The sequence below is a fragment of the Nocardia sp. NPDC057227 genome (genome assembly GCF_042669725.1).
Classification (GTDB): Bacteria; Actinomycetota; Actinomycetes; order Mycobacteriales; family Mycobacteriaceae; genus Nocardia; species Nocardia asteroides_A.
Genome location: NZ_JBHUXA010000015.1, coordinates 151434 through 175070, shown reverse-complemented (window position 1 = coordinate 175070; position 23637 = coordinate 151434). Strand labels below are relative to the sequence as shown.

General features: G+C 73.8%; 17 protein-coding genes. 7 read left to right on the top strand and 10 right to left on the bottom strand.

Annotation, left to right across the window (positions count from 1 at the left end; genetic code table 11):
• Window positions 1-2: 2 nt before the first annotated feature.
• Both ACFUJ1_RS21515 and ACFUJ1_RS21510 read left to right on the top strand, forming a co-directional pair.
• The gene (locus ACFUJ1_RS21515; protein ID WP_378648107.1) at window positions 3-821 is read left to right on the top strand and encodes a class I SAM-dependent methyltransferase; all 819 of its coding nucleotides are present in this window, start codon (window positions 3-5) and stop codon (window positions 819-821) included.
• Between the two features lie 257 nt (window positions 822-1078).
• A complete protein-coding gene (locus tag ACFUJ1_RS21510) occupies window positions 1079-2674 on the top strand; it encodes a TROVE domain-containing protein (protein WP_378648105.1) in 1596 nt (531 codons plus the stop codon).
• A gap of 64 nt (window positions 2675-2738) precedes the next feature.
• Here ACFUJ1_RS21510 and ACFUJ1_RS21505 read toward each other — a convergent pair whose 3' ends face one another.
• The 4 genes from ACFUJ1_RS21505 to ACFUJ1_RS21490 form a co-directional block, all read right to left on the bottom strand.
• Window positions 2739-3698, bottom strand: a complete 960-nt coding sequence (locus ACFUJ1_RS21505; protein WP_378648174.1) for an undecaprenyl-diphosphate phosphatase — start codon at window positions 3696-3698, stop codon at window positions 2739-2741.
• A gap of 111 nt (window positions 3699-3809) precedes the next feature.
• Window positions 3810-12692, bottom strand: a complete 8883-nt coding sequence (locus tag ACFUJ1_RS21500; RefSeq protein WP_378648103.1) for an amino acid adenylation domain-containing protein — start codon at window positions 12690-12692, stop codon at window positions 3810-3812.
• A gap of 236 nt (window positions 12693-12928) precedes the next feature.
• The gene (locus tag ACFUJ1_RS21495) at window positions 12929-13516 is read right to left on the bottom strand and encodes a DUF4126 domain-containing protein (RefSeq protein WP_378648101.1); all 588 of its coding nucleotides are present in this window, start codon (window positions 13514-13516) and stop codon (window positions 12929-12931) included.
• A 43-nt stretch (window positions 13517-13559) separates the two neighbouring features.
• On the bottom strand, window positions 13560-14516 hold the full coding sequence (locus ACFUJ1_RS21490; protein ID WP_378648099.1) for a DNA polymerase domain-containing protein: 957 nt from the start codon (window positions 14514-14516) through the stop codon (window positions 13560-13562).
• A 188-nt stretch (window positions 14517-14704) separates the two neighbouring features.
• Here ACFUJ1_RS21490 and ACFUJ1_RS21485 point away from each other — a divergent pair, with 188 nt between their 5' ends.
• The 3 genes from ACFUJ1_RS21485 to ACFUJ1_RS21475 are packed head-to-tail and all read left to right on the top strand — an operon-like array spanning window position 14705 to window position 16544.
• Window positions 14705-15325, top strand: coding sequence for a YdcF family protein (locus ACFUJ1_RS21485; RefSeq protein WP_378648098.1), 621 nt, complete (start codon window positions 14705-14707; stop codon window positions 15323-15325).
• A 24-nt stretch (window positions 15326-15349) separates the two neighbouring features.
• Window positions 15350-15883 carry a 1,4-alpha-glucan branching protein gene (locus ACFUJ1_RS21480; RefSeq protein ID WP_378648097.1) on the top strand — a complete coding sequence of 178 codons (534 nt, stop codon included), beginning with the start codon at window positions 15350-15352 and terminating at the stop codon, window positions 15881-15883.
• Between the two features lie 4 nt (window positions 15884-15887).
• On the top strand, window positions 15888-16544 hold the full coding sequence (locus ACFUJ1_RS21475) for an HAD family hydrolase (RefSeq protein WP_378648096.1): 657 nt from the start codon (window positions 15888-15890) through the stop codon (window positions 16542-16544).
• On the opposite strand, the gene ACFUJ1_RS21470 is transcribed toward ACFUJ1_RS21475, so the two are convergent.
• The 5 genes from ACFUJ1_RS21470 to ACFUJ1_RS21450 are packed head-to-tail and all read right to left on the bottom strand — an operon-like array spanning window position 16541 to window position 21755.
• A complete protein-coding gene (locus ACFUJ1_RS21470; RefSeq protein ID WP_378648095.1) occupies window positions 16541-17767 on the bottom strand; it encodes an NtaA/DmoA family FMN-dependent monooxygenase in 1227 nt (408 codons plus the stop codon). The genes ACFUJ1_RS21475 and ACFUJ1_RS21470 overlap by 4 nt on opposite strands.
• On the bottom strand, window positions 17764-19053 hold the full coding sequence (locus ACFUJ1_RS21465; RefSeq protein ID WP_378648094.1) for an NtaA/DmoA family FMN-dependent monooxygenase: 1290 nt from the start codon (window positions 19051-19053) through the stop codon (window positions 17764-17766). Before ACFUJ1_RS21465 ends, ACFUJ1_RS21470 begins: the two co-directional genes overlap by 4 nt.
• Entirely contained in the window at window positions 19050-20273 is a 1224-nt protein-coding gene (locus ACFUJ1_RS21460; RefSeq protein ID WP_378648093.1) for an acyl-CoA dehydrogenase family protein, read from the bottom strand. The genes ACFUJ1_RS21465 and ACFUJ1_RS21460 overlap by 4 nt, the downstream gene beginning before the upstream one ends.
• Before the next feature lie 11 nt (window positions 20274-20284).
• On the bottom strand, window positions 20285-21106 hold the full coding sequence (locus ACFUJ1_RS21455; RefSeq protein WP_378648092.1) for a hypothetical protein: 822 nt from the start codon (window positions 21104-21106) through the stop codon (window positions 20285-20287).
• A 34-nt stretch (window positions 21107-21140) separates the two neighbouring features.
• A complete protein-coding gene (locus ACFUJ1_RS21450) occupies window positions 21141-21755 on the bottom strand; it encodes a hypothetical protein (RefSeq protein WP_378648091.1) in 615 nt (204 codons plus the stop codon).
• Window positions 21756-21858: 103 nt separating this feature from the next.
• Here ACFUJ1_RS21450 and ACFUJ1_RS21445 point away from each other — a divergent pair, with 103 nt between their 5' ends.
• Window positions 21859-22443, top strand: a complete 585-nt coding sequence (locus tag ACFUJ1_RS21445; protein ID WP_378648090.1) for a DUF4291 domain-containing protein — start codon at window positions 21859-21861, stop codon at window positions 22441-22443.
• A 6-nt stretch (window positions 22444-22449) separates the two neighbouring features.
• Here ACFUJ1_RS21445 and ACFUJ1_RS21440 read toward each other — a convergent pair whose 3' ends face one another.
• On the bottom strand, window positions 22450-23247 hold the full coding sequence (locus tag ACFUJ1_RS21440) for a hypothetical protein (protein WP_378648089.1): 798 nt from the start codon (window positions 23245-23247) through the stop codon (window positions 22450-22452).
• 48 nt (window positions 23248-23295) lie between these two features.
• Between ACFUJ1_RS21440 and ACFUJ1_RS21435 the strand changes: the two genes are divergently transcribed.
• Window positions 23296-23499, top strand: a complete 204-nt coding sequence (locus tag ACFUJ1_RS21435; protein WP_378648088.1) for a zinc-ribbon domain-containing protein — start codon at window positions 23296-23298, stop codon at window positions 23497-23499.
• Window positions 23500-23637: the final 138 nt, after the last annotated feature.

Here is a 23637-nt window from a genome sequence, read left to right as displayed (position 1 = left end):
GTATGGAGACCGGGCAACCGAGCCGGACCGCACTGGCCGTCGCCCTGGCGCGGGCCGAGCACCAGACGCTGGACGATCCGCGCATCTTCACCGACCCCTTCGCGAGCCGCGTCGTCGGCGACAGCGCGCCCGCGGGCGAGTTCGACGGCGTCGACCCCGAGCTGGCCCGGGTGCGCCGCCTCGTCATCGCCGCCCGCAGCCGCTTCGCCGACGATCGGGTGGCCGCCGCGATCGCCCGCGGCACCCGCCAGGTGGTGATCCTCGGCGCCGGGCTGGACACGAGCGCCTACCGCAACAGGCACCCCGATGTCCGCTACTTCGAGGTGGATCACCCCGAGACCCAGTCCTGGAAGCGGAATCGGCTGCGCGCGGCCGGAATCGAGCCGCCACCGACCCTGACCTTCGCCCCGGTCGACTTCGAGCGGTCGACCCTCGCGGGCGGGCTCGCCGCCGCCGGGCTGGACCGCGCGGCCGAGACGATCTTCGTCTGGCTCGGCGTCGTCGTCTACCTCACCCGCGGCTCGATCGACGAGACCCTCGGCGTCATCGCGGGCGGGCGCGCGGACCTCGTCTTCGACTACCCCGCGCCGCCCGCACCGGAGAGCGCCGCCGAGCAGCGCGCCCGCGCCGACCGGGTCGCCGCCGCCGGCGAGCCCTGGCTCAGCTACTTCACCGCCGACGAGACGCGCACCCTGCTCAAAGGCTTCGGCTTCGCCCTGCGCGAGGATCGAACGGCCGGAGATCTGCTGAGCGAGTACGGAATACGCACCACGCACCCGATCGGATCGGGTATCCGCCTGGTGCACGCCACTACCCGCTGACGAGCACGAGCACACCGATCCCGGGTCGCGCCGAAAATGGTTGGCGGCGGCCGGTGCCCGTTCTCTACAGTTCATTCCAGGCAATCCGAGGTGGGCGGGCCGGAGTCGATCGGTTACCACTTTCACTGGAGCGGTCGCAGGTTCGAGTCCTGCCGGGAGCGCGTGCTCCCGTAGCTCAGCTGGCAGAGCACTTTGTCGGTCGGCACACCACGACCGCCCACCCGGATCGCCGTGACCGCACGGGAGGAGGAACCACAATGGACGTGCTGTCGAAGATCAATCGCCGGAAGACCCCACAGGGCGAGCGGGCGCGTCCGGACCAGGTGCCGAACTCCGCGGGCGGCTTCGTCTTCGCGGTGACCCCCGAGGTCCGGCTGCGCCGCTTCCTGACCCTCGGCACCGACGGCGGTACCTTCTACGTGCACGCGGGCGAGCTGACCGCGGACAACGCCGAGGTCGTGCTCGGCTTCGCGCGGGAGCGCACCGACGACCTGGTGCGCGAGATCGTCGCGATCTCGACCGCGGGCCGCGCGCCGAAGCAGAACCCGGCGCTGTTCGCGCTCGCCGCGGCGGCCTCGCTCGGCGACGTGGCCGGGCGGCGCACCGCGCTGGAGGCGCTGCCGCTGGTGGCGCGCACGGGCACGCACCTGTTCCTGTTCGCACGCTACATCGAGCAGTTCCGCGGCTGGGGTCGCGGCCTGCGCCGCGGCGTCGCGAACTGGTACACCGCCAAGTCCGTCGACGACCTCGCGTTCCAGGCGGTCAAGTACCGGCAGCGCGAGGGCTGGTCGCACCGCGACCTGCTGCGGCTGGCACACCCGACGGCCACCGAGGACGACCGTGCGCGGCTCTTCGACTGGATCTGCGGGCGCGAGCCCGCGCTGGACGGGCTGCGGATCGTCGAGGGGTTCGAGCGGGCGCGGACGGCTCCGATCGCCGCGCTGCCCGGCCTCGTCCGCGAGTACCGGCTGTCCTGGGAGATGCTGCCCGACCACGCGCTCGGCGAGCGCGCGGTGTGGGAGGCGCTGCTGGACAACGGGATTCCGCAGACGGCGCTGCTGCGGCAGCTGCCGCGGCTGACCGGGCTCGGCCTGCTCGACCCGCTGGGTGACCGCACGGCGGCGGTGTGCGCGCAGCTCACCGACGGCGAGCGGCTGCGCCGCGGCCGGGTGCACCCGATCTCGGTGCTGGTCGCGCTGCGCACCTACGCCTCCGGGCGCGGGGTGCGCGGCGGCGGCAGCTGGCAGCCGTCGCGGCCGGTGATCGACGCGCTGGACGCCGCGTTCTACGCGGCGTTCGACGCGGTCCGGCCGACCGGGAAGCGGCACCTGCTCGCGCTCGACGTCTCCGGGTCGATGGGGGCAACGATCGCGGGGCTGCCGATCACCGCGCGGGAGGCATCGGCCGCCCTCGCGATGGTCACCGCGGCCACCGAACAGCGGCACACCATCGTCGGCTTCACCGCCGCCGGGAAGCGCTGGCAGGACGGCTCCGCGCTGCGGCCGCTGCCGATCGGGCCGCGGCAGCGGCTGGACGACGTGCTCGCCGGCACGGCGAACCTGCCGTTCGGCGCGACCGACTGCTCGCTGCCGATGTTGCACGCGCTGCGCACGGGCCTCGAGGTCGACGTGTTCTCCGTGTACACCGACAACGAGACCTGGGCCGGGAAGACGCACCCCTTCCAGGCGCTGAAGCAGTACCGGCGCGAGGTCAACCCGGCCGCGAAGCTGGTGGTGGTCGGCATGACCGCGACCGGTTTCAGCATCGCGGACCCGTCCGACGCCGGCATGCTCGACGTCGCCGGTTTCGACGCGGCGGTGCCCGGGCTGCTGGCCGACTTCGCCCGCGGATGAACGAATCCCGCTCCCTCGATCAGGGGGAGCGGGATTCGTTGTCGCTATCGGGTGGGAGCGGGGCTCAGGTGGCGGCGACGACCCCGGTGGCGAGCAATCCGATGACGACGAAGCCGAGGATGATGCGGTAGCCGACGAACCAGTAGAACGAGTGGTCGGCGACGAACTTGAGCAGCCAGGCGATCGAGGCGTAGCCGACGAAGAAGGCCAGGATCGTGGCGACGAGCAGCTGGGTGCCGGAGGCGTTGAGCCCCTCGCCCGCCGGTTCGAAGGCGTCCGGGAGGCTGAAGAGCCCGGAGGCGGTGACCGCGGGGATGGCGAGCAGGAAGGAGAAGCGCACGGCGGCGGCGCGCTCCAGACCGAGGAAGAGGCCGGCGGTGGCGGTGGCGCCGGAGCGGGAGACACCGGGGATGAGCGCGAGGCACTGGGCCAGCCCCATGACGATGCCGTCCCTGGTGCTGAGCTTCGCGAGCGGCCGCTCCTTGCGCCCGAAGTGCTCACCGGCGGCGATCACCAGCGCGAAGACGATGAGCATGACCGCCACCAGCCACAGGTTCCTGGCGCCGGTGCGGATCTCGTCCTTGAAGAGGAAGCCGAGCAGCCCGATCGGGATGGTGCCGATGATGACGTACCAGCCCATGCGGTAGTCGAGGTCGCGCTGCGCGTCGGCGGCTGCGGTGACCACCGGGAGCTTCATGGTCGCGGGGTCGCTCGGGTTGTAGACGGGGAGCTTCGTGGTCACCTGGTCGGTGATCGGCACCGTCTGCTCGGCCGGCTCGCGCTTGCCGCGCAGCCGCGCGCCGACCCCGGCGAACCAGGCGACGACGATCCGCGCGATGTCCTTGGCGAAGTAGACCAGCACCGCGGCCTCGGTACCGAGCTGGGTGACGGCGGTGAAGGAGGCGCCCGCGTCCGCGCCGAAGAAGACCGACGAGACGATCCGCAGATGCCCCGACGAGGAGACCGGCAGGAACTCCGTGAGCCCCTGCACCAGCCCGAGTACCAAAGCCTGGACCCAGGTCATCGACTCGCCCACGCACCCTCCACACTCTCTCGCCCGCGATGTCCTCAGCGACGGTACATGGCCGGGGGTGAATGGCGAATTTGCCGGTTCGACCGGGCCCCGAGCCCGGCTTCAGGACACGGTGACGCCCACCGGAGCGCGGTCGAGGACGAGCGCCTCGGCGATCACCGGGAGCACCTCGGCCGCGGTCATGTGCCAGTGGTCGACCGGGAGCGGGTGGTTGTGCACGGTTCCGGTGACCGCGGCGCGCCAGCTGTCGGCGCCCCTCGATTCGGCGGGGTCGTGCGCGGCGGCGGTGAAGTAGACCAGGTCGCCGTCGAAGGGGTCCGGCCGGTAGGCGGCGATCAGATCGAGCGAGCGCAGCCCCGCGTCGACGATGTGCCTGAGCCTGGCCGCGCCGAGCGAAGGGAAGGGCTCGGGCAGCCGTTCCAGCCGCGCGGCGAGGTCGGCGGGGTTCGCGGCGGCCGATTCCCCCGGGTCGAGCAGCCCGCCGAACAGGTCGGCGAGCGCGAGAGCGCCGGAGCGGTCGGCGGGCACCTCGAGCGAGCTGTCCAGCATGCCGAGCAGCGCCACCGCCGCGTCCGCGCGCCGCAGCTCGACGGCGACGGCGTGCGCGAGCACGCCGCCCAGCGACCAGCCGAGCAGGTGGTACGGCCCGCCGGGCTGCACGGCCCTGATCTCGCGCACGCAGAGCCGGGCCCACGTCTCCAGCGACTCCGGCAGCGCGGCGCCGGTGAGCGCGGGCGACTGCAGCCCGTACAGCGGCCGCTCCCGATCCAGGTGCGCGGCGAGTCCGGCGAAGGACCACGCGACACCGCCTGCCGGTGCGAAACAGAACAGCGGCTCCGCGGAGCCCGCCGGGCGCAGCGGGAGCAGCAGGTCGAAGGCGGTGTCGAGGTGCGGCTCACCCGCCCCGACGCGCTCGGCCATCCCCGCGGGCGTCGGGGCGGAGAAGAGCCGGGCCACCGGCACCGGCTGGTCGAGCAGCTGCCCGAGGCGCCCGGCCAGGGCGACGGCGAGCAGTGACGTGCCGCCGCGTTCGAAGAAGTTGTCGTCCAGCCCGACCCGCTCGAGCTCGAGGGTGGCGGCGAAGGCCGAGCACACCAGCCGCTCCACCTCGGTGCGGGGAGCGCGGTATTCGAGCGCGGCGAACACCGGGTCGGGAAGCGCGGCGCGATCCAGCTTGCCGTTGACGGTGAGCGGGAGGCGGTCCAGCGGCACCACCGCGGCGGGCACCATGTACGAGGGCAGCCGCGCCGCGAGGTGGTCGCGCAGCGCGGCGGGCTCGACGGCGGCGCCGGCAGCGGGCACCACGTAGGCGACGAGCCGGTCGGGTGCGCGCACCAGCGCGACGGCCAGCGCGACCGCGGGGTGCCCGGCCAGCGCGGTCTCGACCTCGCCGAGCTCGATCCGGAAGCCGCGCAGCTTCACCTGGAAGTCGGTGCGGCCGAGGTACTCCAGGCCGTCGCCGGAGCGCGCCCAGGCGACCAGGTCGCCGGTGCGGTACATGCGGGTGCCGGATGCGCCGAACGGGTCGGCGACGAAGCGGTCCGCGGTGAGCCGCGGGCGGGCCACGTACCCGCGGGCCAGCTGCGCGCCCGCGAGGTAGAGCTCACCCGGCACCCCGGCGGGGACCGGGCGGAGCCGCCGGTCCAGCACGTAGACCCGGCAGTTCCACTCCGGTCCTCCGATGCCGACGGTGCCGCGGCCGGTGTCGGTCACCCGCTGGGCGGTGACGGAGACCGCGGCCTCGGTGGGGCCGTACAGGTTGTACAGCTCGGCGTAGTTCGACCGCCGGAAGCGCGCGGCCGTCGCGGGTGGCAGCGCCTCGCCGATGGCGAGCACCCGGCGCAGCGACGGGGGCAGCGCCCCGCCCGCCGCGGCGAGCAGCGCCTCCAGCACCGACGGCACCGCGTGCAGGGTGGTGACCCGTTCCCGCGCCATGAGCCCGAGCAGGTACGCCGGGTCGCGCTGCCCCTCCGGCTCGGCGATCACCAGGGTGCCGCCGCAGGCCGTCGCCGACCAGAACTCCCAGACCGAGAGGTCGAAGGTCGCGACGGTCTTCAGCAGCACGACGTCGTCCGGGAGCAGCCCGAATTCCGTTCGCTTCCAGAGCATCTGGTTGACGATCGCGGCATGCGGCACCGCGACGCCCTTCGGCAGCCCGGTGGAGCCGGAGGTGAAGATGACGTAGGCGGTGTTCGCCGGGCGCAGCGGGGCGCGCCGCTCGGCGTCGCGCACCGGCGTGGCGGGGTAGCCGGTGAGGTCGAGGTCGTCGACGAGCACGACCGGCGCCGCGCCGGAGCGGAAGCCGGTGTCGCGATCGGTGAGCACGCAGACCGGTGCGGCCAGGTCGAGCACGTGTTCGGCGCGCTGCGCGGGCTGGCCGGGGTCGAGCGGAACGTAGGCGCCGCCCGCCGCGGTGACCGCGTACACGGCGACCACCAGGTCGATGCCGCGCGGCAGCGCCAGCGCGACCCGCCGCTCCGGGCCGACGCCGAGCGCGATCAGGTGCCTGGCCAGCCGCGCGACCCGGGCGCCGAGCGTGCGGTAGTCGACCACCGTGCCGTCCGGGCCGACGAGGGCGGTGGCGTCCGGGTCGCCGATGTCGAGCAGGTCGGCGAGCGTGCTCGCGGCGTCCAGCGGGCGGGCGGTGGCATTGCGGGTCACCAGCAGGCGGTGCCGCTCGTGCGGCTCGAGCAGCGGCAGGTCGCCGACGGGGGTGTGCGGTGCGGCGGCGACGGCCCGCAGGACGCGGGTGAAGCCGTCGGCGAACCAGCGCGCGGTCGCCTCGTCGAAGAGCGCGGTGGCGTAGGTGAGGACGCCGTCGATTCCCGTCGGCTCGCCGGTGGCGTCGTAGCCGTCGGCGATGATCCAGTGCAGGTCGAACTGGGAGACGGCGGTGTCGACGGCGAGCCCGGAGACGGTGATGCCCGGCAGCTCCAGCACGGCGGGGGTGAGGTTCTGGAAGGAGAGGCCGAGCTGGAACAGCGGGTGCCTGGCGGTGGAGCGCGCCGGGTTCAGCACCTCGACCAGCCGCTCGAACGGCACGTCGGCGTTCGCGAAGACCCGGATGTCGGTGTCGCGCTGCCGGTTCAGCAGCTCGGTGAAGGGCTCTCCGTGCTCCAGCCGGGTGCGGAAGACCAGGGTGTTGACGAACATGCCGATCAGGTCGTCGAGCGCGGCGTCGTCGCGGCCGGCGATCGGGGTGCCGACGGCCAGGTCGTCGGTGCCTGCCACCCGGCCTGCCCACACCGCGAGCGCGGTGTGCACCAGCATGAAGAGCGTGGCGCCGCCCGCCGCGGCGAGCTCGGCCAGCGCGCGGTGCGTCGCGGCGTCGACGCGGACCGGGACGGTGCCGCCCGCGAGCGACTGCACGGCGGGGCGTGGGCGGTCGGCGGGCAGCTCGAGCTGGTCGGGCAGCCCGGCGAGCTCGGTGCGCCAGAAGGCGAGCTGGCGGGTGACGGCGGCGTCCGGGTCGCGCTCGCTGCCGAGCAGCGCCCGCTGCCACAGGCTGTAGTCGGCGTACTGCACCGGCAGTGGCGTCCAGGCCGGTGCGGCGCCGCCGGTCCTGGCGAGGTAGGCGGTCACCAGGTCGCGGGTGAGCGGGCCGAGCGAGAAGCGGTCGGCGGCGATGTGGTGCACGACGACGGCGAGCACGTGCTCGCCGCCCGCCGCGAGCACCGCCATCCGCACCGGTACCTCGGTGGTGATGTCGAAGACCGTGCCGAGCACCTCGGCAACGGCATCGGCCACCGCGTCCGGGGCGACGGTGCGCAGCTCGACGTCGGGGACCGCGACGGCCGCGGGAAGCACGGTCTGCACCGGGCCGTCCGCGGTCTCCGGGTACACGGTCCGCAGCGTTTCGTGCCTGGCGACCAGGTCGGCGAGCGCGGCGCGCAGCGCGGGGACGTCGAGGTCGCCGCGGAAGCGCACCGCGATCGGCAGGTTGTAGGCGGTGGAGCCGGGGTCGAACCGGTTGAGGAACCACATGCGCTGCTGCGCGGGGGAGAGCGGAAGCCGTTCCGGGCGCGGGCTCGCGGTGAGCGCCGGGCGCCCGCCGCCGACGGCCAGCCGGGCCGCGAGCGCGGAGACCACCGGCAGCTCGAAGAGCAGCGCCACCGGCACCCGGCGCCGCAGCGCCGCGCCGATCCGCCCCGCCACCCGCATGGCTGCCAGCGAGTTACCGCCGAGCGCGAAGAAGTCGTCGTCGCGGCCGATCCTGCTGCCGTGCAGCACCTCCGCGTAGGCGGCGGCGACCAGCTCCTCCACCGGTCCGCTCGGCGGGGTGAAGGCGCGCGCGGTGAACGCGGGGACCGGCAGCGCCCTGCGATCCAGCTTGCCGGAGCTGTTGAGCGGCAGCGCCGCGAGGACGAGCACGGCGGCGGGCACCATGTAGCCGGGCAGCCGCTCGGCCAGCCCGTGCCGCAGCGCCGCCGGGTCGGGGTGCGTGCCCGCGGCGGCGACCACGTAGCCGACCAGCTGATCCTCGCCCGCGACCGGCACCGGAAGCACCGCCGCCTGCACCACCTCGGGGGCGGCCAGGAGCGCGGCCTCGATCTCGCCGAGTTCGATGCGCAGGCCGCGGAACTTCACCTGGAAGTCGGCGCGGCCCCGGTACTCGAGCACAGGTTCGGCGCCGTCGCGGGTCCAGCGCACCAGGTCGCCGGTGCGGTACATGCGGGCGCCGGCCGGGCCGAACGGGTCGGCGACGAAGCGGTCGGCGGTGAGGTCGGGGCGGCCGACATAGCCGCGGGCCAGCTGGCCGCCTGCCAGGTAGAGCTCGCCGACCACGCCGTCCGGGACCGGGTGCAGCCGCTCGTCCAGCACCGACACCCGGCTGCCGCCCTGCGGGGTGCCGATCGGCACCGTCGGCGCGCCGGGCCGCGCGGTCCAGCCGGTGATCGAGACCGCGGCCTCGGTGGGGCCGTACAGGTTCTGGATCTCGGCGGGGAGCGCGGCCGCGGTCGCCGCTACGGTCTCCGGCGGCAGCGCCTCGCCGATCACGAACACCTGGCGCAGCGTCGTCGGCCCGGCCGTCGCGGGGTCGGCCGCGGCGGCGAAGGCGGTGAGCATGGACGGCACGAAGTCGGTGTGCGTGATGCCGTCGGCGGCGATCGTGTCGAGCAGGTAGCGCGGGTCGCGGTGCCCGTCCGGGGTGGCGAGCACCAGGCGCGCGCCGGCGGCGAGCGGGAGCAGCCAGCCCCAGAGCGAGACGTCGAAGGTGGTGGCGGTCTTCTGCAGGTAGCGGTCGCCCGGGTGCAGCGGGTAGCGGGTCAGCATCCAGGCGAGCTGCTGCCGGATGGCGCGGTGCGGCACCGCGACGCCCTTCGGCCGGCCGGTGGAGCCGGAGGTGAACAGGATGTACGCCGGGTGCTCGGGGTGCGGCCCCAGCCGGTCGAGCGGCCCCGCCGGGTAGTCGGTGCGGTCGATGCGGTCCAGCTCCAGCACCGGCAGCCCGTCCGGTACCGGCACCCGATCGGCGACGGTGGTGAGGAGGCAGAGCGGGCGGGCGGTGTCGAGCACGTAGCCGATCCGCTCGGCCGGGTGCTCCGGGTCCAGCGGCAGATAGGCGGCGCCCGCGGTGAGCACCGCGTAGATCGCGATCACCAGCTCGGGGGAGCGCCGGATCGACAGCGCGACAACCTTTTCCGGTCCGGCGCCGCGCGCGACGAGGAGCCGGGCGAGCCGGTTGACGGCGGCGTCGAACTCGGCGTAGGTCAGGGTGCGGTCCGCGAAGACGACCGCGATCGCGTCCGGCCGGGCGGTGACGGCACGCCGGTACCCGTCCAGCAGCTGTCCGGCGGGGAGTTCGAGGGCGGGGCCCGAGCGCGGTACCGCGGACCGTTCGTCGGCGGTCAGCAGCTCGATGTCGCCGACCGGCGTCTCCGGCCGGGCGATCAGCGCATCCAGTACCCGCAGCAGCCGGTCGGCGAAGCCGGCGACGGTCGCAGGCTCGAACAGATCGGCGGCATAGGTGAATTCGGCGCCCGCATCGGTGCCGCGCGGGGTGATCGTGAGTTGGAGGTCGAAGCGGGCGCGGACGCCGTCGACGTCGAGCCCGTTGACGGTGAGGCCGGGTAGTTCCAGGGCGACGGGGTCGAGGTTCTGGAAGAACAGGGCGACGGTGAACAGGGGGTGGTGGGCGGCACTGCGTTCGGGGTCGATGACCTCGACCAGGCGTTCGAAGGGGAGTTCGGCGTTGGCGAAGGCGGCGAGGTCGGTGTCGCGGACGCGGGTGAGCAGGTCGGTGAAGGGTTCGGCGGGGTCGATGGGGGTGCGCAGGACCAGGGTGTTGACGAACATGCCGACGAGGTCGTCGAGGGCGGCTTCGCCGCGGCCGGCGACGGGGGTGCCGACGGTGATGTCGCGGGTGCCCGACAGTCGGGCCAGCAGGACGGCGAAGGCGGCGTGGGTGACCATGAAGGCCGAGGCGTTGTGGCGGCGGGCGAGTTCCTCCACCGCGCGGTAGGTCTGAGCCGGGATGGTGAAGGTGTGGCGGGCGCCGCGGCCGGTGGCGACGGTGGGGCGGGGGTGGTCGGTGGGCAGGTCGAGGCGGGCGGGGAGCCCGCGCAGGGTGTGTTGCCAGTAGCCGAGCTGGGCGGTGGCCAGGGAGTCGGGGTCGGTCTCGGCGCCGAGGAGTTCGCGTTGCCAGAGGGTGTAGTCGGCGTACTGGACGGTGAGCGGGGTCCAGGTGGGTTCGTGGCCGGTGGTGCGGGCGAGGTAGGCGGTGCTGAGGTCGCGGACCAGGGGGGCGATGGAGGCGCCGTCGGCGGCGATGTGGTGCAGGACCAGCGCGAAGACGAACTCCCCCGGGCCAAGCTCGTAGAGCGCGGCGCGCAGCGGCACCTCGGTGGTGACGTCGAAGCCCGCGCCCATGAGCGCCATCAGCCGCTCGGGCAGCTCCACCGGCTGCACCGGGCGCGGAGTCAGGTCGACCGCGAGCTGCCGGACCACCTGGCGACCGTCCGGGTAGACGGTGCGCAGCGCCTCGTGCCGATCGAGCACATCGGCGAAGGCGGCGGCCACGGCGGCGGTGTCGACCGCGCCGCACAGCCGCAGCGCCACCGGGATGGTGTCGGTCACCGAGGCGGTGTCGAACTGGTTCAGGAACCACATCCGCTGCTGCGCGGGGGAGAGCGGAATCCGCTCCGGCCGCGGCATCGCGGTGAGCGCGGGCCGCGCCCCGGCACCGTGCAGCTCGGTTAGGCGCCCGGCCAGCCCGGCGACCGTGGAACCCTCGAACACCAGCCGGGCGGGAACCGTCGTGTCGAGCCGCGCGCCGAGCCGGGCCGCGAGCCGGGTGGCGATCAGCGAATTGCCGCCGAGCGCGAAGAAGTCGTCGTCCGCACCGGCCCGCTCGAGCGCGAGCAGCTCGGTGAAGACCTCCGCGACCAGCGCCTCCATCCGGGTGGCCGGCGCGCGGTAGGCGGCGGCGCGCAGCACCGGCGCGGGCAGCGCGGCCCGGTCCAGCTTGCCGACCGGGGTCAGCGGAATGCGATCGAGCACCGTGATCGCCGCGGGCACCATGTGCGCGGGCAGGTGCGCGCGGGCCCGCTCGGTCAGGGCGTCGACATCGATGACCGCGCCGTCGGCCGCGTGCACGTAGCAGACGAGCACCGTTCCGCCGCCGTGTTCGTGCCCGACGGTGACCGCCAGATCCACCGACTCGTCGGCGGCGAGCACCGCGTCGATCTCGCCGAGCTCGATCCGGAAGCCGCGAATCTTGACCTGGAAGTCGTTGCGGCCCAGATACTCCAGTTCGCCGCCGGGGAGCGACCGCACCAGATCGCCGGTCCGGTACAGGCGGGAGCCGTCCGCCGCGAACGGGTTCGGCACGAAGCGGGCCGCGGTCAGCCCCGGCCTGCGGTGATACCCGCGCGCGAGCTGCGCGCCGGTGATGTAGAGCTCGCCGGCCACCCCGCCCGGTACCGGCGCGAGCCGCTCGTCCAGCACGAACTCGGTGATCCCGCGGATCGGCCCGCCGATGGTCACGACCTCGCCCGGCCGCAGCGGGGCGCTGATATTGGTCATGATGGTGGTCTCGGTGGGGCCGTAGCCGTTGTAGAACTCGCGACCGCCGAAGGCCCAGCGGCGCAGCAGCTCCGGCGGGCACGCCTCGCCCCCGGCGACCACCACGCGCAGCTCGGCCAGCCCCGCCGGATCCACCGACGCCAGCGCGGCCGGGGTGACGAAGGCGTGCGTCACCCGCTCCCGGCGCAGCAGCCGGGCCAGGTCGTCGCCGCCGTACACGGCCGGGTCGGCGACCACCATGGTCGCCCCGCCACCCACCGCGAGCAGCAGCTCCAGCACCGAGGCGTCGAACGAGGGCGAGGCGAAGTGCAGCGTCCGGGAGCCCGGGTCCACCCGGTACCGCTCGCGCTGCTCGGCGCAGAACCCGGCCAGCCCGGCCTGGGTCACCACCACGCCCTTCGGCAGCCCGGTCGAGCCCGAGGTGTAGATGACGTAGGCCGGGTGCCCGGCCCGCAGCAACCGCACCCGATCGCCGTGCGCGACCGCCTCCGGCGAGTACCCCGCCACCTCGGCCAGGAACGCCGGGTCGTCCAGGGTGAGCCAGCCGATGTCGCCGGTGAGCCCCGGCCGCGCCGCCGCCACGGTGAGCCCGAGCACGGCGCCGCAGTCGGCGAGCATGTGCCGCACCCGATCCGGCGGGTAGTTCGGGTCCACCGGAACGAAGCCGGCCCCGGTCTTCGCGACCGCCCACACCGCGAGCACCGACGCCACCGAGCGCCGGATACCGATCGCGACCAGGTCCTCCGGGCCGACCCCGCGCGCGATGAGCGAGCGGGCCAGCCGGCTCGACCGCGTGTCCAGCTCGGCGTAGGTGAGCCGCTCCGTGCTCGCCCCTGCCCCGGCGGCGACCACCGCCACCCCGCCGGGATTCGCCTCGGCCGCGGCGGCGAGCAGCTGCGGCAGCCGGATCGCGCGCGGCGCCCTGGTCCGGGCCGGGCGGGTACGAGCGGAACGGGTCATCGGGACACCGAGGCCATCGGACCAAGAACTCCTTCACTCCACCGCCGACGCCGCGGCGACCATCCTGCAAGCGGTCAAGCTACTCGAACGACTGTCGCAGAACCGAATTCGGGGAGCAGCCCCGGAGCCGAAGTTCGAAACTTCCGGTCAGAACCGACTCGAGTACGGGAGCGCCAGCGTATTCGGTCTTCGCGTGCGGTGCGCGGTATGCGGACCCCCGGCCGGGGGCGCGTGGCCTAGGCGGCCGCGCCCACCGTCGCGCGGCGCCGCCTGAACCGGCGGGTAACCCGCCACATGAGGTAGAGCAACCCGGCGAGCAACACCGGGATGAGCACCGGAAGCACCATGGCGAGCAGGACCGTGCAGAAGGTCAGGATGTTCTCCACGATCGAGACGATCGGGTTGGTCAAACCGCCGGTGGTGGCGGTGCTGGCCGCGCGCACGCCGGTCTGGGTGGCACTGAAGGTGAGCGCGGTCGGGGCGCCGACGATGATCCCGGCGATCGCGGCCGTGCTCGGGTCCGCGGTCTGGAACACCGCCCCGGCGGCGATGGCGCCCGCGATCGGCCCGGTGACATTCCCCACGAGCGAGAGCAGGTTGTCCACGTAGGGGATGAGGTCGGCGAGCAGCTCCGCGCCCGCCGCGACGGCCAGCGCCACCAGCGCGCCGGTCGAGCCGATCCAGGCGAAGGATTCGTTGAGGTCGAGGCCGAAGAGGTCGAAGCGGGCGGCGACGCTGAGCATGAGCAGCGGCAGGAAGGCACGGAACCCGCAGGCGGCCGCGAGGCCGAGCCCGAGGAACAGCGGAAGCACCCAACTACTCATGATTGCGAGTCTAGGTGGGGTTTTCGGGTGGTTGTCCGGATCGTTATCCGGCTGCCCGCTTGGCCCGCGCCCTGCGCTTGCCCTCGTGCATGGCGGCCACCCTGGCCACCGGAATGGTGCGGCCGTGCTCGATCAGCTCGGCGGGCAGCCGCTGCGGCGCGGGCATGGCCGCCGCCCACGGGTCGCGACCGCCGAGCGCGTCGAGCGCGGTGCGCACGGTGAAGTCGGCCGGGGTGATCCGGTCCAGGTCGGACCAGTCCAGCGGGAAGGAGACCGGGGTGCCCGCCCGGAACCGCGGGCTGTAGGCGGCGACGACGGTCGCGCCGCCCGCCCTTGTGGAGTCGACGAAGACCTTGCCCTTCCGGTCCTCGACGATGAAAGCCGTTGTGGCGCGGCCAGGGTCGAGCGCCTCGGCCCTGGCCGCGAGGGCACGGGTGGCGGCGGCGACGTCGTCGACCGGGGCGCTGTCGTCGACCGGGACGAAGACGTGCACGCCCTTGGCCCCGCTGGTCTTCACCGCGCCCGCGAGCCCGCAGTCCGCCAGCGCCTGCCGCACCAGGTGCGCGACCGCGACGACGGCGCCGAAATCGCTGCCCGGCGGCGGGTCCAGATCCAGGATCAGGTGGGTGGGGCGGTAGATGTCGGCGGCCAGGCCGAGCGTGGGGTGGTATTCGATGGCGCGCTGGTTGGCGAGCCAGAGCAGCGTGCGCCGGTCGTCGCAGAGCGCGTAGCGCACCTCGCGGTGCGAGGACTCCGCCCACATCGGCACCGTGCGCACCCAGTCCGGGGTGTACTTGGGCACGTTCTTCTGCATGAACGGCGCCCGCCCGCGCAGCACCCGCAGCACGGTGAGCGGGCGGTCGGCGAGGGCGGGGAGGATGCGGTCGGCGACGGCGTCCAGGTAGTCGACGAGGTCGCGCTTGGTGGCGGCCGCGTCCTCGCTCAGCGGCTGGTCCAGATTCGTCAGCTCGACCCCGTCGCGCTGTTCGCCGGCGCTCATGCGCCCACCCTACCGTCACAACTCCTTTCGACCGGGCCGGTAGCCGGTCACAAGGGGACAGTTTCCCATTCCAATGTCGGGTGCGCGGAGTTCGTGAACCGTCCAGACAAAGCCGCGTTCACCGATTTCCGCTGTCTCGCCGCCGGACGATGAACGGTATTCGTCCACGCGCAGTTCAGGGGAATTCCATGGCCGGTCGGCACCGCAAGCCCGCACCCCGTTCACTCCGCAGGGCAGGCGGTGCGCTGCTGGGGCTGGCCGCCGTGGTCACCATCCCGGCCACCGCATCGGCCGATTCCGGCTCCGCCGCGCCTGGACCGCTGCTCACCGGGCTGATCCCGACCGGGGCGACGGCGGTGGCCGGGCCGCCCGCGGTGCGCGGACCGGAGACCGCGGTGGTCGTCCTCGGCTACGGGCTACTTCCGGACGGGAGCATGCGGCCGGAATTGGTGCACCGCCTCCAGGCCGGTTATGTCCAGGCATTGCTCGCACCCGCCTCGCCGGTCGTCGTCACCGGCGGAAACCCGCAGCAGGGAATCACCGAGGCGGCGGCGATGGCGGATTGGCTCGTCGCGCACGGAATCGCGCCTGCCCGCGTGCACATCGAATCCGAGGCCGGATCCACGCTGCAGAACGCCGAATTCACCGCGCGGATCCTGCGCGACATCGGCGTGCGCGACGCCGTCGTGGTGACCTCGGCCGACCACATCGCCCGCGCCCGCTCTGTCTTCGACGAGGCCGGGATCGTGGTGATCGCCGGGCTGACCCCGGAGCAGCTCCCGGCGCTGGTCCGGCAGTTCGGTCCGTAGCGCGGTCCGGCAGACTGCACGGACATGGCGATCGTGCACCGCACCACCCTGGTCCCGTCCAAGCTGGAACTGCTCGCGGCCTGGCTGCCCCGGCAGCCGTGGTACGCCGGGCAGGGTGAGCTGCACCGGGCGGGCGGATTCCGCCTCGACGATCCGGCCGGCGCGGTCGGCATCGAGATCGTGCTGGTCACCGACGGGGACGGGCGCGCCTTCCTGACCCCCATGACCTACCGGGACGCGCCGCTGCCGGACGCGCTCATCGGCACCACCGAGCACGGTGTGCTCGGCACCAGGTACGTCCACGACGCCCCGGCCGACCCGGTCTTCCGCGCGCAGCTGGCCGCGCTGGTCCGCGGCGAGGTGGCCGCGCAGGCGCAGCAGGCCAGCGACACCCCCGACCCGACGGTGCTCGTCGGCCCCGCCCCCGACGCCACCGACATCGCGCTCGTCCGCGCGCCGGAGCCCTCCGACGCCGACCCCGCACCGGGCGAGATCGCCATCCCCTGGACCCTCCCGGACGGCACGACCGTCCGCGGGATCATCGCCCGCGTACGGTGAAACGGTGACGCTGCGTGCGGTGATCTTCGACTTCGACGGCCTGATCCTGGACACCGAGACCCCCTCGTACACCTCGTGGCAGGAGACCTACAGCGGCCTCGGCGCCACGCTGGACCACAAACTCTGGACCGCCAATATCGGCACCACCGGCTGGGACGCCGCCCAGCACCTGGAGGAGCTGGTCGGGCACCCCATCGACCAGGCCACGCTGCGCGCCGCCCGGCTGGCCAGGCACCACGAACTCATCGCGTCGGAGGTGGTCCGGCCGGGCGTGCTCGCCTGGCTGGACGAGGCGAAGGCGCTCGGGCTCGCGGTCGGGCTCGCCTCCAGCTCCAGCGAACCGTGGGTCGGCCCGCACCTGGAGCGGCTCGGGCTGCGCGAGCGCTTCGCCGTGCTCGCCACCGGCGACCGGGTGCCGCGGCGCAAGCCCGACCCGGCCGTCTACCGGCTCGCCCTCGACACCCTCGACATCGACCCCGCCGACGCCATCGCCGTCGAGGACTCCGCCAACGGCATCGCCGCCGCGAAGGCGGCCGGGCTGCGCGCCGTCGCGGTGCCCAATGCCATGACCGTCGAACTCGACTTCTCCCGCGCCGATCTCGTGCTCGGCTCGCTCACCGAGGCCGGGATCGTCGAGGTCGCCGAGCGGCTCGGGTTCTAGCCGGCGAACCGCTCTCGCAGCGGGCCGGTCGCAGGCTGCGCGGGCAGCAGCCCGGCGCCGCGCAGCACCGGCGCCACCCGGTCGCTGAAGTAGGGCAGGTCGCGGGCGGTCGCGGGGAGCAGCAGGGTGAAGCCGTCGGCGCCGTCCGCGCGCAGCCACCGATCGATATCGGCCGCGAAAGCCTCCGCGGTGCCGACGAATTCGCGGTGCCGGTTGCCGCCCGACGCCTTCAGCAGCACCTCGCGGGTGGTCATGGCACCGCCGGTGATGACGGTGTGCAGCGAGGTGTAGGTGGCGACCGAGTTGCCGACCTGGTCCGGCGCGGGCAGCAGCTCGAGCGGGAACGGCTCGTCCGGCGCGAGCGCGCCGAGCACCGCCGCGTCCACGTGCAGGTAGCGCGCGATCACCGGCAACGCGGCGCGCAGGTCGACCGCGGCGTCCAGCCTCGCCTTGTAGGCGCGGGCCTCCGCCTCGGTGTCGGCGAGGTAGGGGACCACGCCGGGCAGCACCCGGACCGAGCCGCCCGCCCGGCGCGACTCCTCCGCCTCGCTGATCCGCGCCCGATACGCCAGCGCGGCGGCGAGGTCGGGCAGCACCGCGAAGGTCAGGTCGGCGTGCTCGGCGGCCAGCCGGATCCCCGCCTCCGACCCGCCCGCCTGGCAGATCACCGGCGGGACGGTGCCTGCGAGGTCGATGTCGAGCGGCCCGTCCACCGAGAAGAACTCGCCGCGGTGCCGGATCGGCCGCTGCCCCGCCCGCCACAGCTCGCGCACCACGCCGGTGAACTCGTGCCCGACCCGGTAGCGGCGGGCGTGGTCGTGCCACTCGGCGTCGCCGAAGTTCTCCGCCGCACCCGGGTGCGAGGTGCCGACCGAGTTCCAGCCCGCCCTTCCGTCGCTGAGCAGCTGCAGCGAGGCGAACTGCCGCGCCACGTTGTAGGGCTCGCCGAAACTGGTCGAGGCGGTGCCGATCAGCCCGATCGACGTGGTCTCCCTTGCCAGCGCGGTCAGCAGCGTCACCGGCTCGAACTTGATCGTGGCCGCCCCCTCCAGCGCGGCGGTCGGGGCATCGGCGATGAAGATCGCGTCGATGCCGCCGCGCTCCGCGGTGCGCGCACCGGCGATCCAGTCCGCGAACCCGGTCGGCGCCGCGCCGAGCCCCGCCGCGGCGGGGTGCACGCCGATCGGGGTGAAGAGCAGGGTGAAGTGGGCGTACCCGGTCATGGGATCCTCTCGGCGGAGCGCGCTCGCGTGAGATGGCCGCGCAGCGTCTCGGTCTCGTACTCGGCGCGGAACAGGCCGCGGGCGTGCAGCAGCGGGATCAGCTCGTCGGCGATCACCTCGAGGCTGTCCACCAGGATGTCGGGCTGCAGGTTGAAGCCGTCGCAGGCGTAGCCGCGGTACCACTCCTCGATCCGGTCGGCGAGCTGCTCGGGGGTGCCGACGAAGCCGCCGTGGCCGGAGCCCGCGTAGCGGGTGCGGCGCAGGTACTCGCGCACCGTGGGCCGGGTCTGCCCGATCTGCTCCAGGATCGACTCGCGGAAGCCGATGCTTCCGGTGAAGAACTCGGGGTCGGCGGGGGCGCGCAGCACCTCCGGCGGGAAGGGCTCGTCGAGGTCGAGCGCGCTCACGTCGACGCCGATGGCGTGCGACAGCCACCCCGCCGCGTAGCCGCTCGGGCTCGATTCGTAGAGCGCGTCCACCCGGCGCCGCGCCTCCTCCTCGGTGGAGCCGAGAGTGAGCAGCAGCCCGGGCAGGATCGCCACCTCGGCCGGGTCGCGGCCCGCGCGCGCCGCGCCCGCCTTGACCGTCCGGTAGTGCTCGCGCGCCGTCTCCAGGGTGATCTCGGCGGCGAAGACACCGTCGGCGTACCTGGCCGCGAGGTCGCGCCCGCCGGGCGAGCCGCCCGCCTGGAAGATCACCGGCTGCCCCTGCGGCGAGAGCGGCGCGCGGAAGTCGCCGTCGTAGCGGAAGTGGGTGCCCGCGTGCCGGATCCGCGCGCCGGTTCCGGCGGCCGCCCAGAGCGCGCGGGCCAGCTCGGCGAACTCCGCCGCGCGTTCGTAGCGCGGTGTCCGGGCGACCACGCTGTCCAGGCCGAAGTTCGCGGCCGAGCGGTCGTCCCTGGTGGTGACCAGGTTCCAGCCGGCGCGGCCGGCGGAGAGGTGGTCGAGGGTGAGGATGCGGGCGGCCAGCTCGACCGGGTCGTTGAAGGTGGTCGAGGCGGTGGCGATCAGCCCGACCCGCTCGGTGGCGCGGGCGACGTGCGCCCACAGCACGGTCGGGTCGAGCCGGATCGGGTTGGCGTCGTAGGCGGGGTCGCCGAGCCCGAGGCCGTCGGCGAGGAAGATCGCGTCCAGCCGGGCCCGCTCGGCCAGCGCGCCGATCCGGGCCCAGTACTCCGGGGTCAGGAAGTCGCGGTCGCCGAGCAGCGGCGAGCGCCACGCCGAGGGGATGTAGCCGTAGACCAGGACGTTCAGCCCGAGCAGCACGTGCCCGGTCCGCGCGCTCACGTGCCCTGGCCCTGCGGCCGCAGGAAGGCGTGCGAGGCGGGCGGCGGGGTGCCGTTGACGTAGTGGTCGCCGAGCACGCGCTCCTTGAACACCCGCGGGTTGTGCGAGGCAAGGGTGCGGGCATTGCGCCAGTGCCGGTCCAGCCCGGCGGGCGCCGCGGTGGCGGAGGCGCCGAGCGCGTCGAAGATGCCGCCGGTGACCTCCAGCGCGGCCTCGACGATCACCGTCTGCGCCTCGTGCGTGCGCACCGTCGCCGTCACCAGCGGCTCCCGCTCGTCGGCGCCGTCGAAGTGCGCGAGCGCGACGTCGTCCAGCGTCGCCGACTGCTTCTCCAGCGCCGCCTCGGCGGCGAACACCCGGGTGGCCAGCAGCCCGATCCGCTGCTGCAGCAGCGGGTCCCGCGCGGGGATCTCGGCGGTGCCGAGCGGGTAGTTCCGGCCGCGCGCGCCGAGCGCGCGGGCACCGTCGGCGAAGGCAGCGCGGGCGATGCCGGTGAGCACCGCGAGCAGCGCGGTCTGGTAGAAGAGGCCCTGGTAGGCGAAGCGCTCCTCGGCCGGGAAGACGGTGTCCACCAGCGCGTCACGGTAGCGGGCCGAGCCGCTGGCCGTCGTCCGCTGCCCGAACCCGGCCCAGTCGTCGGCCAGCTCCACCCCGGCCTGGTCCCGCGCGACAAGAGCGGTGAGCACCCGGTCGTTCTCGTCACGGCCGAGCACATCCAGCCAGTCCGCGTAGATGCTGCCGGTGGCGTAGAACTTGTCGCCGGTGATCCGGGTGACGCCGTCGACGGTGCGCAGCCGGGTGGCGATCTCGCCGAACTTCGCGCTGCCCGCCTCGGTCCAGCCGCCGCCGACGAAGTCGCCGCGCCGGAAGCGCTCCAGCCAGAGCTCGGTCGCCGGGTGCTCGGGGGCGTTCAGCCGGTCCTCGACGAAGGCCAGGTGGTTGCGGAAGACGTGCGCGACATTCGGGTCGGCGGCGCCGAGCTCGGCGAGCAGAACGAAGAGCTGGCGCAGCGTGGCGCCGTCGCCACCGTGCGCACGCGGGATCCGGAGCCGGGAGAATCCGGCCGCCACCAGCAGGCGCACCTGCTCGTGCGGGAATTCGCGGGCAAGCTCCCGTGCCGCGTTCCCCTCCGCGATCCGCGCGAAGATCGGGCGGTAGGTCGCGGCCAGGGTCGCGGTGTCGGCGTCCGGGCGGGTGAGGAGCGCGCGCAGCTCGGTCATGCGGGGTTCCTTCAGCGGTAGACGTCGGGGGAGGGGGCGGGGAAGGCCGCCGGGGCGTCGGGGAGTGGGTCGGCGGGGGTGGGGAGGCCGAGGATCTCCCGCAGAGTGCCGGTGCCGCGGGGCAGGCCGGCGGTCGCGCGCAGGAGTTCGCCCGCGGTACGGGTCGGTGGGCCGGGGTCGACGGTGCGCAGCAGTACCCGCTCGGCGGAGGAGGCGAGGGTGAAGTCGACGCCGTCGGGCGGGTCGGTGCCGTACCAGGCGAGGACCGGCGCGCCCTGCACCGACGCCGGGACGCTCAGCGGTCCGGCCGTGGTCACGACCCCGCGCTGATCCACGCGGCGGATCCGGTCGGAGCGCACCAGGATGCCGGACTCCCGGTCGGCGACGACGCTCGCCAGCGGCCAGCTCCACCACAGCCGGGTCAGGGCGCGGACCACCTCCGCCGCGGTCTCCGGCCCCAGCTCCGCGCCGGTCCCGAGCCCGGCGCCGCTCCAGGCGTCCGGGGTACGCCCGCGGGTGTCGCGGACCCCGAGCAGCACCCCCGCCCGCCCGCGGGTCAGGTGGTCGAGGCTGAGGATGCGGCGGGCCAGGTTGTACGGCAGGTCGATGTGCGCGGCCGCCGCCACCAGCACCGCGGGGCCGCCCGCCGCGGCCAGCGCGGTGCCGAGCAGGCTCGGGTCGAGGTCGCTCGCGGGCACGTCGGGATCGAGCCGGTCGATGCCGATCACCGCGAACGCCGCGCCCTGGGCGGCCCAGGCGGCGAGCAGCTCCGGATCGGCGAGCACGGCGGCGGCCTCTTCGCTGCTGAACGCCGTCGCGACGAGCCCTGCCATGGGAGCTGAACCTAGCCCCGAGGCGGCCCGGTGCTCACGGCATCCGCTCACCCTGATTCGTTCGCGCCAGCCGCACCGCGCCGAGCAGGAAGGCTGCCTGTCCCGCCGTATTGGTCAGCTGCTCGATCCACTGCAGGGCGACGGTCTGGTCCGCCCGCGCACCCAGCGGGCCGAGCACGAAGAACACCGCGATCTGCGCGCCGAACAGGACCGCGGCCAGGGTATCGCCCCTCGACCTGGCCAGACCGATGAGCCGGACGGCGGTGAGCGTCGCGAAGACCGTGGTGCTCACCAGCATCGGCAGCGCATCGGCGACCAGCAGCGCGGCCACGGCACAGACCCCGGTGACGGCGGCGGCGATCGCGGCCCGGGTGCGGGAGATCCCCGGGTTGCGGGTCAGCTCCAGGTACAGCAGGGCGAAACCCAGCGTCAGCAGGGGAAACAGCGCGGAGCGGAGCCAGACCAGGTCGGGCCCGTCCAGCGCGACCACGAGTTTCGCGGTGGCCTTCGCGAAGCCGCCCGCACCGATCAGCGCCGCCGCCGCGATCGTGCCCGGCGTGCCGGTGACCCGGCGCAGCAGCAGCACGCCGCAGGTGGTGAAGACGACCGGGACGAAATCCTCGACGGCGAGGGAGACGGGGTAATCCATCCTGCGGGGCGCTCCTCTCCGTTCGGGGCGGGCCAAGCGTAGCCGTCGCCACGGCCTCGATAATCGGTCGACCGGGCGGCGCGGACCGGGCACCATCCGAGGCATGAACCACCCGCTCCGCGAGATCAGGGCCGACTTCGACACCGAATCGCTCGTCGTCTACCAGGCCTACAACCCGGAGATCGCCGCGGCGGCGGTGCGCGCGGGCCGGTTCGGCGCCGGGTTCAAGGTGGAGCGGATGACCTGGATCAAGCCCTCGTTCCTGTGGATGATGTACCGCAGCGGCTGGGCGACCAAGCCCGGGCAGGAGCGGGTGCTCGCCATCAGGATCACCCGCGATGGATTCGAGTGGGCGCTGCGGCACAGCGCGCTGAGCCACTTCGAGCCGGGGGTGCACGCCTCCGAGCGGGAGTGGCGGGACGGGCTGGTCGCGCCGGTCCGCGTGCAGTGGGATCCCGAGCGGGACCTTCGCTCCGCTCCGCTGCCGTATCGATCGCTGCAGGTCGGGCTCGCGGGCGACGCGGTGCGGCGGTATCTCGACGAGTGGATTGTCGCCATCACCGATATCACCGACACCGTGCGGACCATCCGCGAAGCCACGGACGTCGCCGAGCTGCTCCCGGTCGAGCGGAGCTACCCGGTGCCCGGCGATATCGCCGTCGCGCTCGGGATGGGGAGCGTGCCGTAGCCGTGTTCAGCGCGGGTCGCTCGCGACGAGCTGGATGGCGATCCCGCCGAAGCGGGCCTCCTCCATGATCGCGGCCCTCCCGTCGACGAGGCACCTGCCGGTGCGGGTGACCTCTGCGCATTCCTCGTGTTGGGCGCGGTCGAGGGTGTCGGTGTAGTAGGCGATCATGCCGCCGCCCATGCTCGTGTTGAAGCCGGTGATGCGGCGTCCGGCGCTGTCGGTGGTGCGGGCGCGGCAGTGGTCGCAGACCAGGCGGGGGTAGCGCTCGTTGCAGAGCGCCGGACGGGTGCAGCGGGGGCAGGGCTGGGTGTAGCGGCGGCCGGGTTCCGGTGGTTGGAGCAGGGAATCGTTGCGGGCGAGCACTTTACGGCCCGGCTCGCCGGTGTTCGGGTTGCGGCGCAGGGTGATGAGGATGTATTCGGCATAGTCGGCGTCGGCGGTTGTGCTCTCGATCCGGGCGCGGCCCGCGTCGTAGGCCGCGAGCGCGAGGTGATGCGCCGGGGTGAGATCGCTGTCGGGGATGTCGCGGTTGAGGTGCTCGGCGCGGGCGAGGTGCTCCGCGATCCGCTTGTCGATGGAGTCGCCAGGGGAAAGGATGCCGCTGGCGCGTCCGCCGGTGCTCACCAGGATGTAGCCGTCCACCACCCCGCGATCGGTGCCGACCCGCTGCCGGAAGGCGAAGCCGCGGCCGTAGCGGGCGTTCTCCAGTCCCGGGTGCGGATGGTGGACGACCGTCCCGGGGTCGCGTGCGATCTCCCGCGCGGCGTGCAGCGCCTCCTCGTAACCCGGCCCCGGCGCGCTCACGACCGTCAGCGTATTCGGTGCGCGACCGCCCCCGCTACGCTGAGAGGGGTGTTCCTCCTCTTCGGATACGGCCGCAAACAGAAGCCCATCGGCCCGGGCGCGACCCGGACCTGCCCGCGCTGCCACAACACCACGCAGTGGACCCGGCTGCGCGAGTACACGCAGCTCACGATCTTCTTCATCCCGGTTCTGCGCTGGGGTCGCACCCAGTTCGAGTCCTGTGGAATCTGCGGCGCCGCCGTCGCCATCTGAACCCGTCGGCACCGGGCGCTCCTTCGGTCGACCTCCCGAGCCCGTACACTCCTGCACGCCGACGACCGCTCGCGGTCCGACTCGATCCATCTGGCAGGGGTAACCGCGTAGAGGGGTTCGATCGAATGACGCTCGGAA

What these genes read in the sequence shown, in the direction of transcription:
- ACFUJ1_RS21515 (WP_378648107.1), top strand. Translation starts at nt 3, where the DNA reads ATGGAGACCGGGCAACCGAGCCGGACCGCACTGGCCGTCGCCCTGGCG.
- ACFUJ1_RS21510 (WP_378648105.1), top strand. Translation starts at nt 1,079, where the DNA reads ATGGACGTGCTGTCGAAGATCAATCGCCGGAAGACCCCACAGGGCGAG.
- ACFUJ1_RS21505 (WP_378648174.1), bottom strand. Translation starts at nt 3,698, where the DNA reads ATGACCTGGGTCCAGGCTTTGGTACTCGGGCTGGTGCAGGGGCTCACG.
- ACFUJ1_RS21500 (WP_378648103.1), bottom strand. Translation starts at nt 12,692, where the DNA reads ATGACCCGTTCCGCTCGTACCCGCCCGGCCCGGACCAGGGCGCCGCGC.
- ACFUJ1_RS21495 (WP_378648101.1), bottom strand. Translation starts at nt 13,516, where the DNA reads ATGAGTAGTTGGGTGCTTCCGCTGTTCCTCGGGCTCGGCCTCGCGGCC.
- ACFUJ1_RS21490 (WP_378648099.1), bottom strand. Translation starts at nt 14,516, where the DNA reads ATGAGCGCCGGCGAACAGCGCGACGGGGTCGAGCTGACGAATCTGGAC.
- ACFUJ1_RS21485 (WP_378648098.1), top strand. Translation starts at nt 14,705, where the DNA reads ATGGCCGGTCGGCACCGCAAGCCCGCACCCCGTTCACTCCGCAGGGCA.
- ACFUJ1_RS21480 (WP_378648097.1), top strand. Translation starts at nt 15,350, where the DNA reads ATGGCGATCGTGCACCGCACCACCCTGGTCCCGTCCAAGCTGGAACTG.
- ACFUJ1_RS21470 (WP_378648095.1), bottom strand. Translation starts at nt 17,767, where the DNA reads ATGACCGGGTACGCCCACTTCACCCTGCTCTTCACCCCGATCGGCGTG.
- ACFUJ1_RS21460 (WP_378648093.1), bottom strand. Translation starts at nt 20,273, where the DNA reads ATGACCGAGCTGCGCGCGCTCCTCACCCGCCCGGACGCCGACACCGCG.
- ACFUJ1_RS21455 (WP_378648092.1), bottom strand. Translation starts at nt 21,106, where the DNA reads ATGGCAGGGCTCGTCGCGACGGCGTTCAGCAGCGAAGAGGCCGCCGCC.
- ACFUJ1_RS21450 (WP_378648091.1), bottom strand. Translation starts at nt 21,755, where the DNA reads ATGGATTACCCCGTCTCCCTCGCCGTCGAGGATTTCGTCCCGGTCGTC.
- ACFUJ1_RS21445 (WP_378648090.1), top strand. Translation starts at nt 21,859, where the DNA reads ATGAACCACCCGCTCCGCGAGATCAGGGCCGACTTCGACACCGAATCG.